The 11960-nt window shown below is 38.2% G+C and carries 9 protein-coding genes; 4 read left to right on the top strand and 5 right to left on the bottom strand.

Features of this window, described 5'->3' with window-relative positions:
- A partial coding sequence (locus tag VIH09_RS11535) for an alpha/beta hydrolase (RefSeq protein ID WP_331581102.1) occupies positions 1-645 on the bottom strand: 645 nt, incomplete at its 3' end.
- 222 nt (positions 646-867) lie between these two features.
- Here VIH09_RS11535 and VIH09_RS11530 point away from each other — a divergent pair.
- Positions 868-2046: an AbiH family protein gene (locus tag VIH09_RS11530; RefSeq protein WP_331581100.1), complete on the top strand. Its 1179-nt coding sequence runs from the start codon at positions 868-870 to the stop codon at positions 2044-2046.
- A gap of 116 nt (positions 2047-2162) precedes the next feature.
- Here VIH09_RS11530 and VIH09_RS11525 read toward each other — a convergent pair whose 3' ends face one another.
- The 4 genes from VIH09_RS11525 to aceB form a co-directional block, all read right to left on the bottom strand.
- A complete protein-coding gene (locus tag VIH09_RS11525; protein ID WP_331581098.1) occupies positions 2163-2963 on the bottom strand; it encodes a TIGR00266 family protein in 801 nt (266 codons plus the stop codon).
- A gap of 295 nt (positions 2964-3258) precedes the next feature.
- Entirely contained in the window at positions 3259-4551 is a 1293-nt protein-coding gene (locus VIH09_RS11520; RefSeq protein WP_331581096.1) for an aminopeptidase P family protein, read from the bottom strand.
- Positions 4552-4709: 158 nt separating this feature from the next.
- A complete protein-coding gene (gene aceA, locus VIH09_RS11515) occupies positions 4710-5993 on the bottom strand; it encodes an isocitrate lyase (protein ID WP_331581094.1) in 1284 nt (427 codons plus the stop codon).
- 38 nt (positions 5994-6031) lie between these two features.
- Positions 6032-7633: a malate synthase A gene (gene aceB, locus VIH09_RS11510; protein WP_331581092.1), complete on the bottom strand. Its 1602-nt coding sequence runs from the start codon at positions 7631-7633 to the stop codon at positions 6032-6034.
- Positions 7634-7751: 118 nt separating this feature from the next.
- On the opposite strand from aceB, the gene VIH09_RS11505 reads away from it, so the two are divergent.
- The 3 genes from VIH09_RS11505 to VIH09_RS11495 form a co-directional block, all read left to right on the top strand.
- Positions 7752-9233 carry a helix-turn-helix domain-containing protein gene (locus VIH09_RS11505; protein ID WP_331581090.1) on the top strand — a complete coding sequence of 494 codons (1482 nt, stop codon included), beginning with the start codon at positions 7752-7754 and terminating at the stop codon, positions 9231-9233.
- Between the two features lie 324 nt (positions 9234-9557).
- On the top strand, positions 9558-10223 hold the full coding sequence (locus tag VIH09_RS11500) for a succinate dehydrogenase cytochrome b subunit (RefSeq protein ID WP_331581088.1): 666 nt from the start codon (positions 9558-9560) through the stop codon (positions 10221-10223).
- 12 nt (positions 10224-10235) lie between these two features.
- The coding region (locus VIH09_RS11495) for a fumarate reductase/succinate dehydrogenase flavoprotein subunit (RefSeq protein ID WP_331581086.1) at positions 10236-11960 on the top strand (1725 nt) is incomplete at its 3' end.

The raw sequence follows: 11960 nt of genomic DNA, 5'->3' as shown, positions 1-11960 counted from the left end.
AACGGGATCTTTCTCGCCAAGAACAAGCATTTTTGGGTAGGTGCTAAGATGCAACAAAATTTCCCTGTCCGGTCTTATTTTCATTCCCTCCAGCGAAGCCACAATTGCTTGAAGCGGTGTTTTTAAGGCTTCTTTTTTTGTGTTTTCAATTTCGTCTCGCAATCTTTCTCGATTGTTTTCACTGAATAGATTGGCTATCGCCAAACTCACAAAACCGAGATAGCTTTGTTTTACCGCCTTGACGGCGCGATCCCTGTTTATTTTTCGTTCGTCACTATCTGCTCTGGCGGTGGAATTCAACAAAACCAGGCCTTTTACATTTTCGGGGTACAATTCGGCGAAAGCTAAGGCAACGTAACCGCCCATGGAATGCCCAACGAGAATCGCTTTCCGGATGCGCAATTCCGCCAATACCGCGTGAACTGCATCGGCATTGTCCTCCATGCTGTGCACATAACCCAAGCATTCCGTTTCGCCATGACCCAATAGATCAATAGTGATTACCCGATTTTTTACAGAAAAGGCCTCGATGTAATTGTCCCACATCTTTTGGTTTTCTAGAAAACCGTGCAATAGCACAATAGCGGTGCCTTTTCCGGTATCGGAATAAGAGATGCTAGTATTTTTAAATTGTATGTGATTCACTTTTTGCTTCGTTTTTGAGCGACAGCAAAATTAAGGATTTATTTTTTTTAAACCATAGAAGTCATATAAGTTGCCGTAAGTTTTTAGGGTAGTAGCGGAGAGGTTTTTTTAAACCATATAAGTCATATAAGTTTTTAGAATAGAAGGAAAAATGTTTTAAACCATATATGGCATGGAAGTTCATGTAAGAGAAATGACTATATTTGAGAAAAGCCTTTATATATGAATAGACTTGTTATTATTGGAAACGGATTTGATTTGGCGCACGGATTACCAACTTCGTATAAAGATTTTATTGACGATTATTGGAGAGGAATTAAAGATTCTAGTCATAATGATGAGTTTGTTTCATTTCAAAGTATGGGGCAACATTTTAAATTTGATCCAGTAAAAAATTTGGAAGGACTGGCAAATAATATTATGCAAAATGATGAGAATATAAAATTTTCTGATGCTGAAATTTACCGGGAAACTGGTAATAATAGGAGCGGTAAATATCCTAGAGCTCACATACTTAATTATAAGAATGCTTTTTTTAGTTTAATTAACCAAAAATCGATTCAAAACTGGGTAGATATTGAAAATGAATATTACACAGAGTTAAAAAAAATTGTCAAATCTACGATGATAAGTATTGAAAGCAAAAAGCAAAATCTTATAATTCTTAATAAAGAATTTGAAGAGGTTAAAAAGCGTTTAGAAAAATATCTATTAGAAAAGGTATTCAATAAATATTCTTTTGAATTTAATGATGAAAATAAACTTAAAACAATTATTTCGGAAAGATTTGATTATTCTGATTTTAAAAATGAGGATTTAAAGTTAATAGATGATGTTACCGATGGAAAAGTTAAACGGAATCTTTTATTCTTAAATTTTAATTATACAAATAGCATTAATTTTTATTGTAATGATTTTAAAGCAAAAGAAGAATATTATCTGGTAAATAATATTCATGGTGATTTAGAGGATGGGGAAAATTTAATCAATTTTGGTTTTGGAGATGAAATGGATGATGATTATAAAATTATTGAAAATATAAATGATAATGAATATTTAAGAAATTTCAAATCATTTCAATATCTTCAAAATTCAAATTATAAAAGTCTCTTGGATTTTGTAGAAAGTGATCAAAAATTTCAAGTTTATATAATGGGTCATTCTTGTGGATTATCAGACAGAACTTTATTAAACACAATTTTTGAACATAATAATTGTCGTTCAATTAAAGTGTTTTTCCATGAAACAAAAGATGAAAAAGGGATAGTGATTAAAGATAATTACACAGAAATCATTCAGAATATTTCAAGACATTTTAATAAGAAGAAATTAATGAGAGAAAAAATCGTCAACAAAACACTTTGTCAACCCTTACCTCAAATTCAGCTATCTTTAAAATAATAAAAGCTTCCATTTATAAGCGATATTTTTTTGTCATTTCGATGCAGGAGGGAAATCACATAATTTGAGAAACTATTGAGATCCCTCCTTCGTCGGGATGACAAACAGAAAGGTTGTTAAAAGCGATTATCCCCATCCAATAAATTCCCCAATCCGCCCAATAGACTACCTTCACCGCGACTATCTCCAGCTGATTTTGGTGCAGAGGCAATAATTCTGTCTGCCAGTCTGCTGAAGGGCAACGATTGTATATAAACTGTTCCGGGACCGCGAAGCGTGGCGTAAAATAGTCCTTCGCCTCCAAAAACAGAATTTTTGATTCCGCCAATGAATTCGATGTCGTAATCGACATCTTTTGTGAATCCGACGATGCAGCCAGTGTCCACTTTCAAAACTTCGCCTGCTCTTAGTTCTTTTTTGGCTAAGGTTCCGCCAGAATGTACAAATGCCATTCCGTCTCCTTCAATTTTTTGCATGATGAAACCTTCACCGCCAAAAAGACCGCGCCCCATTTTTTTAGAGAATTCAATTCCTACCGAAACGCCCTTGGCGGCGCAGAGGAAAGAGCTTTTCTGGCAGATGAATTTTCCTTGGAATTCGGTTAGGTCGATCGGTAGAATTTTTCCGGGATATGGAGAGGCAAAGGAAACTTTTCCTTTACTGTTGTTTTGGTTGATGAAAGCGGTCATGAAAAGACTTTCGCCTGTAAGGACCCTTTTTCCGGCGTTTAATAGTTTGCCGAACAAACCGGACTGCTGTTCCGATCCGTCCCCGAAAATGGTTTCCATCTGAATATTGTTATCCATCATCATAAAACTCCCTGCCTCGGCAATGACTATTTCCTGAGGGTCCAGTTCGATTTCTACGTATTGCATTTCTTCGCCGAATATCTCGTAATCTATTTCGTGTGCTCTCATAATTGTAGTTTTTTGATACCTGATTAGTTAGCATTGACGTCAAAAAGTTACAGCTTTGTGATTTATTTAGGGTTTCGCGCAAGGGATGGCAGCGGCTAGCCCGCAGTCCCGATTTTTCGGGACGAGGACCAATAGCGAACAGCCCGACGCAGCGGAGTTTACGCAGGCGGGGATGCGCCCAAATTATTGTAAATCGGTTATTCGTTTATTTATCGGGTTATCGAATTTTGACGCATAAAAAAACAGCCTAGATTGCTCTAAGCTGTTAACTTTAAACCTGAAATTTGAACAATTTTTAATTATTCATCAAGCTTTCTATTTCGTCCACTTCGATTGGGATGTTGCGCATCAAGTTAAACGGTTCGCCAGTTGGCTGAATCACGACATCGTCTTCAAGACGGATTCCGAAACCTTCGGCTGGGATGTAAATTCCGGGCTCTACGGTGAAAACCATATTGGCTTGCATTGGCTCGGTTAGGATTCCGTAATCGTGCGTGTCTAGTCCCATATGGTGGGAAGTTCCGTGCATGAAGTATTTTTTATAGGCTGGCCATTCCGGGTTTTCGTTTTGCACATCAGCTTTATCGATTAATCCAAGACCCAGAAGTTCTGAGGTCATCAATTTACCAACTTCGATATGGTATTGTTTCCAAAGTGTTCCTGGAACAAGCATTTTTGTGGCTTCGTTTTTCACTCTCAAAACGGCATTGTAAACGGCTTTTTGACGGTCGTTGTATTTCCCCGAAACCGGAATTGTACGTGTCATGTCACTTGAGTAATTGGCGTATTCTGAGCCAACATCCAACAGGATCAAATCACCCGCTTTACATTGTTGGTTATTTTCGATATAATGCAACACATTGGCACTGTTTCCGGAAGCAATGATTGGAGTGTAAGCGAAACCTTTAGAGCGGTTGCGAGTGAATTCGTGGATGAATTCTGCTTCAATTTCATATTCCATCACATTCGGTTTCACGAAAGATAAAATACGTCTGAATCCCTTTTCGGTAATGTTGCAGGCTTGTTGGATCAAATCTAACTCTTCGCTTTCTTTTACGGAACGGATGCGTTGCAGGATCGGGTTGCTTTTTGCGACAGCATGAGCAGGATATTTTTCTTTCCACCATTTTACGAAACGGGCTTCGCGAGTCTCAGTTTCCACCGTTGCACGATAATGCTCGTTTGTGTTGATGTAAATGGTGTCAGAATGTGTCATCATTTCGAACAAAATCTTTTCAAAGTCTTGCAACCAATAAACGGTCTTAATTCCCGAAACGGCCAAAGCGCGTTCTTTAGTCAACTTTTCGCCTTCCCAAACCGCAATGTGCTCATTCGTCTCTTTCAGGAACAACATTTCCCTTTGGTTATCATAGGGAGCGTCAGGGAAAAGCAGCAAAATGCTTTCCTCTTGATCCACACCGCTTAGATAAAAAATGTCTCGGTGTTGTGCGAATGGCATTGTGCTATCGGCACTTATAGGGTAAATATCATTGGAGTTAAAAATAGCAACGCTTTTTGGCTTCATTTGAGCCATGAATTTGGAGCGATTTTTTATAAATAAGTCACGGTCGATTTGATGGTATTTCATAACAATCTAAGATTTACGTTTAATACTTCAAAAATAGTAAGATTAAATGGTTTCCGGTTATGAATTCAATAATTTTATAAAAAACAACAAAAACGCATTAGCTTAAAAAGAGTGTTTTTAAACCAATGCGCTATGCAATTGAATTAGTATTGATGATTTTATTTAAACTGCGCCGTTTCAGTAGAGTCTTTCATGGCTGTTGTTGAAGATCTCCCTGCAGTAACCGTATTCTGAATGGCATCAAAATAAGAGGTTCCTACAAAACCTTGATGTTTTACCGCTTTGAATCCGTGCTTTTGCAAAGCAAATTCTCTTTCCTGTAATTCAGAATATCCAGCCATACCTCTTTCTTTATACGCTTTCGATAATTCGAACATACTTGTGTTCAAAGCATGGAATCCAGCCAAAGTGATGAATTGGAATTTGTATCCCATTGCGGCAAGGTCTTCCCTGAATGTTTCCATTTGCGCAACTGACAATTTAGCTGCCCAGTTGAATGAAGGGGAACAATTATAAGCTAACATTTTGCCCGGAAATTCTTTGTGAATTGCATCTGCAAATTGTTTTGCGTATTCAAGGTCTGGGTTGCTTGTTTCCATCCAGATTAGATCAGCATAAGGCGCATAGCTCAATCCTCTGTCAATCCCTTGTTGTACACCGCAGTTTACGTGGAAGAATCCTTCAGAGGTTTTTTCGCCAGTTATAAATTTTGCATCTCTAGGGTCGATGTCACTTGTCAATAGATTAGCGGCATCAGCGTCCGTGCGAGCCACAATTAATGTTGGCGTTCCCATAACGTCTGTTGCCAAACGGGCTGCAACTAATTTGTTGATGGCTTCTTGCGTAGGAACCAAAACTTTCCCTCCAAGATGGCCACATTTTTTGGCGGAACTTAATTGGTCTTCAAAATGAACACCTGCGGCACCCGCTTCAATCATTGCTTTCATCAATTCGAAGGCGTTCAGGTTACCGCCAAAACCGGCTTCTGCGTCGGCAACGATAGGCACTAAATAATCTTTTTTATTCACTTCCCCGTTTACAACCTGTATTTGGTCAGCGCGCAACAACGCATTGTTGATTCTTTTTACAACCAGAGGAACACTGTTCGCAGGATACAATGATTGGTCAGGGTACATTTCTCCCGCAACATTGGCGTCTGCCGCAACCTGCCATCCACTCAAATAAATGGCTTCCAGTCCGGCCTCCACTTCTTGTATGGCCTGGTTTCCTGTTAGTGCTCCAAGTCCCGCAACGAAGTCTTGAGAATTAAGTTTTTTCCATAACTTTTCGGCACCCATTTTGGCGATACTGTGCTCTATTTTATATGATCCTTGTAGTTTTACAACTTCTTCGGCTGTATAAGGACGTTCAACACCTTTCCATCTTGGGTTTGTGATCCAGTCAGCAACTAATTCTTGAATTCTTGTTTCGGTAGTTTTCATAATTTTGTTTTAATAGTTTTTCGGTTGGTTGTTTTTTTTTAAATGTATTTGTAGCCAGGGATTGTTAAAAAGTCGATGAAATTTGGATTTACAACCAGAATGTCTAATAGCTGTTCCGCCAAATTGTATTTTCCTTTTTCGTGATTCTCCTCGCCAACTGTTTTTTTGATTTTTTCGAATTCTTCCATCGCTAATCTGTGATAGTAATTATTCGTCAATTTTTTATCGTTGTCTAAAGTCACTTCGTTTTGCAGCCACTGCCACAATTGAGACCTAGAAATTTCGGCTGTGGCCGCATCTTCCATTAAATGATGTATGGCGGCAGCGCCTTGTCCGTTGAGCCATGAAGCCAGATATAAAATGGAAATGCTGATGTTTTTTCTGACACCCTCCTCGGTAACCGTTCCTTTTGGCACTTCTAGTAAATCGTTTTCCGTGATGTCTAAATCTGCTCTTTTTATGTGGATCTGGTTTTTTGTCGGCATCTCTCGGTCAAACACTTTCATTGCCAGAGGAATCAAATCCGGATGGGCCACCCAGGTTCCGTCATGTCCGTTTCTAACCTCGCGTTCTTTGTCGGCAATTACTTTGTTGAAAGCGATTGTGTTGGCTTGCTCGTCATTTTTTATTGGAATTTGGGCTGCCATTCCGCCTATCGCATGTATTTCGCGTTTATGACACCTTTGAATCACTAGTTGTGAATATGCGCTCATGAATGGCGAAGTCATCGTTACCTGATCTCTGTTTGGAACAATGAATACGGGGTTATTTCTTAATTTTTTGATGTAAGAAAAAATGTAATCCCATCTTCCGCAGTTGAGGCCGACGATATGGTCTTTCAGTTCGAAAATTATTTCGTCCAATTGAAAACTGGCCGTTATCGTTTCGACTAAAACCGTTGCTTTAAAAGTCCCGTTTTGCTCCCCTAAATATTCTTGTGCAAATTCGAAAACGTCATTCCACCATCTAGCTTCCAAGTAATGTTCCAGTTTTGGAAGATAGAAATAAGGCGCGGTGCCGTTTTTTGTCAATTCCTCGTGATTGTGAAAAGCGTACAAGCCAAAATCTATCAGCGAACCCGAAGTTTGCTCTCCATCTATCAAAATATGCTTTTCGGGTAAATGCAATCCCCTTGGACGGACAATTAAGACTGCTGTATTTTCATTCAAGGAGTATTTCTTGTTCTTTAAGGTATCATGCAATGAAATGGTTTTGTTTACCGCATCTTTTAGGTTTTGCTGGCCATCCATTAAATTAGTCCAGGTTGGTGATGTGCTGTCCTCAAAATCGGCCATGAAAGTTTTGGCTCCTGAATTCAAAGCGTTAATTACCATTTTTCTGTCAACGGGTCCTGTTATTTCCACTCTCCTGTCCATTAGATCTTTTGGGATTGCTGAAGCTCGCCAATTGCTCTCTCGAATGGTTTTTGTTTCGATCGGGAAACAAGGCAATGCACCAGCATCAAATAAGGCTTGTTGTTTTTTTCTTTCTTCTAAAAGCAAAAGTCTCTTTCTGTTGAATCTGTGATGCAATTCAGTTAGGAAATCGATGGCCTTATCCGTCAATATTTCAGGATAGTTTTGGTTCGTTTCAGATGAAAACTGGAACTTTCTTTCGGTTGTTTCGGTTTGGTGTGTCATGGTTAATTCGTTTTACATGACAATGGTACGAAAAGTTTTTTACAAAACAAGCGAACGTACGCTAAAATTACAAAAAACTTTTTTTGCGGATTTTGTTTTTTATCTTATCTTTGGAATCATGAACGTAGAAAAAGAATATATCAAATTGATTTTCGGGCTAAAACTCAAGCAAGCGCGCACTAATAAGAACTTGTCCTTGTTTGGCTTGGCCAAAATAACGGAGCTTTCAAAATCGTATTTGAACGAAATCGAGAAGGGAAAGAAATATCCCAAAACCGACAAGATTATTCTTTTGGCAGAAAAGCTGGAGGTTTCATACGATCATATGGTTTCTTTGAAGTTGGATAATAACTTGGCTCCAATTGGGGAAATTCTAAAATCGGGTATCCTCAAGGAAATACCGTTGGACATTTTCGGGATTCAGGAAAATGACCTTATTGATATCATTGCTAACGCGCCTGCAAAAGTAAATGCCTTCATAAGTACTATTATTGAGATCGCGCAGCATTATAACTTAACGCGAGAAAGTTTTTTCCTGGCGGCCTTGCGCTCGTATCAGGAGGCTCACAATAATTATTTTGAAGATTTGGAGCAAAAAGTCTTGGACTTCTCCAAAGCCTTCCAGATAAATATCAACACAAAAATTTCCATAGAAGATTTGACGGCGGTACTTACGGAAGAGTACGGCTATACTATTCAGGAGATTGTTTTTTCCGAACAAGAGGAATTAGGGGATTTAAGGTCCATATACGTGCCAAAGAGCAAAACCTTGTTGCTGTCACTTGACATCGATTCGCAACAAAAAGCATTTATTTTGGCGAAAGAGATAGCCTATAATTACCTTGAAATAACAGAAAGGTTGTATACTTTCAGTTGGATTAAGTTCAAGAATTTTGACGAAGTCCTCAATAATTTCTACGCATCCTATTTTGCAGGAGCTTTATTGATCCCAAGGAAACAATTAGTGAGCGAGCTCAATTTATTTTTGGCTAAAACAGATCCTAAACCTCAAGAAATGATTCAGCTGATGAGTCAGTTTAACGTTTCTCCCGAATCTTTCTACCAGAGGTTAACCAATATTTTGCCTAAGGATTTTCAGCTTAAAAATATCTTCTTTCTTCGCCTTTCCCATAAAGTGGGGGCGGATACCTATCAGATAAAAAAAGAATTGCACATCACCAATCAGCAGGAACCGCATGCGAATGAAATGAACGAGCATTACTGCCGAAGGTGGATTTCGGTAAAAACAATAGTGGAATCCTTGAAACAAAATAAGAGTCATTTTTTTGATGCGCAAATTTCCCGTTATGAAAACAGCGGTAATGAATTTTTGGTTTTTTCATCGGCTACTGAAGATCCTTTCAAGAAAGATTGCCTGAGGAGTATATCCGTTGGGATTTTGATTACGTCTGGGATGAAGAAAAAATTTAAATTCATCGACAATAAATCGATAAAAAAACAAATTGTGGGGGTGACTTGCGAAACTTGTGCCGTGAAAAATTGCGAAGAAAGAGCCTCGCCTCCAATTCAACTAGACCTTAAAATCCGAAATGAAAATACGGACTTAATTGTTCAAAAGTACATGGCTAAATTTAGCTGATCTGAATTTTTTACTTGCGCTTGTTGTTCTTTTTTACAAAAAAAAATAAACTTTGAAAGCTAATTTTTGTGGATATGGGTGGAAATTCGAGGCACAAATGACGAAAAAAGTTTTTTTTCGTATTTTAGGGAAGTGCCGTAAAAATGAAAAAGAAGGTAATGGCAGAAATTAATTGGCAATCAATCAATAAAATGGGCTTTCGACGGCTGCTATTCGTTGAATTTAAAGCACTTTAAAATCATTATAAATAACAACGATAAGGTTGTAGTTCAGGTCTATTTACTTTATTTTTGTGACATTCTTAAAACAAATTATATAAATCTTATGGCAAAATCTGCATTATTGAAATCGTCGATAGCTAAAAAAGTTGCTATGGCGCTTTCAGGAATTTTTTTAATGCTGTTCCTAGCACAGCATTTCTTCATCAATATGACTTCGGTATTTAGTCCCGACACCTTTAATTCCTTATCTCATTTTATGGGGAATAATGGCTTGGTTCAGTTTGTCATTCAACCAATTTTAATTATTGGGGTTGTTTTTCACTTTATTATGGGTTTCGTTTTGGATTTTCAAAATAGAAAGGCGCGTCCTATTTCATACGTAAAGAACAACGGTGCTGCAAATTCTTCATGGGCATCGAGAAACATGATTATTACGGGAATGGTAGTTTTGGCATTTTTAGGATTGCACTTTTACGATTTCTGGGTTCCAGAGATGGTATATAAATATGTTCAGGTGAATCCGTTGGATGAAACTAGGTATTTTCATGAATTAGCTGAAAAGTTTGAAAGCCCAGTTCGTACGGCGCTTTATTCTTTGTCTTTCCTTTTGCTTTCTCTACACTTATGGCACGGGTTCAGCTCTTCATTCCAGTCAGTAGGTTTTAATAATAAATATTCAAGATCGTTAAAAGGTTTTGGCTATGCATTTGCAATTGTAATCCCTTTTGGGTTTATTTTCATTGCACTTTTTCATCATTTCAATCATTAATATTCAATTATAATGGCATTAGATTCAAAAATTCCAAGTGGTCCAATTTCGGACAAATGGACAAATTATAAAGATCATATTAATTTAGTAAATCCTGCTAACAAACGTAATTTAGATATTATCGTTGTTGGAACAGGATTAGCTGGAGGTTCTGCTGCTGCAACATTGGCAGAATTAGGATATAACGTAAAAGCATTTTGTTTTCAAGATTCACCGCGTCGTGCGCACTCTATTGCGGCACAAGGAGGAATCAATGCAGCAAAAAATTATCAAGGAGATGGAGATTCTGTTTTCAGATTATTTTACGACACCGTAAAAGGAGGAGATTATCGCGCTCGTGAGGCAAACGTACACCGTTTGGCTGAAGTATCTACAAATATTATTGACCAGTGTGTGGCTCAAGGAGTTCCATTGGCACGTGAATATGGAGGTTTGTTAGACAACCGTTCTTTTGGAGGGGCATTAGTTTCTAGAACTTTTTATGCTAGAGGGCAAACAGGACAACAGTTACTATTGGGTGCTTACTCTGCTATGAACCGTCAAATCGGTCGTGGAAAAATAAAAATGCACAACCGTCACGAGATGCTAGATATAGTAATCGTAAACGGAAAAGCAAGAGGGATTATCGCTCGTAACTTGATTACAGGTGAAATCGAAAGACATTCAGCTCATGCAGTAGTTATTGCTTCTGGAGGATACGGAAACGTGTTCTTCCTGTCAACAAATGCAATGGGTTCTAATGCTACCGCAGCTTGGAAAATACATAAAAAAGGAGCGTATTTCGCAAATCCTTGTTATACGCAAATTCACCCAACTTGTATTCCAGTTTCTGGAGATCACCAATCAAAATTAACTTTGATGTCGGAATCTTTAAGAAATGACGGACGTATCTGGGTTCCTGCAAAAATCGAAGATGCTATAGCGATTCGTGAAGGAAAGAAAAAAGCAATAGATTTATCTGAGGCTGAAAGAGATTATTACTTAGAAAGAAGATATCCTGCGTTTGGTAACTTGGTTCCTAGAGATGTAGCTTCTCGCGCTGCTAAAGAAAGATGTGACGCTGGTTTTGGAGTAAACAAAACAGGTGAAGCGGTTTATTTGGATTTTGCTGCAGCAATACAACGTTACGGAAAAGAGCAAGCCTTCTTAAAGGGTATAGATGCTAATGACAAACAAGCGGTAACAAAATTAGGTACTGAAGTCGTAAAAAATAAATACGGAAACTTGTTCCAAATGTATTATAAAATTGTAGACGAGGATCCTTATACTTCTCCAATGATGATTTACCCGGCGGTGCATTACACAATGGGTGGAACATGGGTTGATTATAACTTGATGACTACAATTCCGGGATGTTTCTCTATTGGAGAATCAAACTTCTCAGATCACGGAGCAAATAGATTAGGGGCTTCGGCTTTGATGCAAGGTTTAGCTGACGGATACTTCGTATTGCCTTACACAATTGGCGATTATTTATCCCCGGATATTAAAATGGGGACTATCTCTACGGATACTCCAGAATTTGAAGCTGCAGAAAAAGGAGTGAAAGATCAAATTGAGAAATTCATGAACAATAACGGAACACATTCTGTTGACTATTTCCACAGGAAATTAGGAAAAATAATGTGGGACAAAGTAGGTATGGCTCGTAATGCAAAAGGATTGGCCGAAGCTATCGAAGAAATTACCGCTTTACGTGAAGAATTTCACAAGGATGTAAAAGTGACAGGAACTGCG

Source organism: Flavobacterium sp., assembly GCF_036515215.1.
Lineage (GTDB): Bacteria > Bacteroidota > Bacteroidia > Flavobacteriales > Flavobacteriaceae > Flavobacterium.
This window is presented reverse-complemented; position numbering and strand designations above follow the sequence as displayed.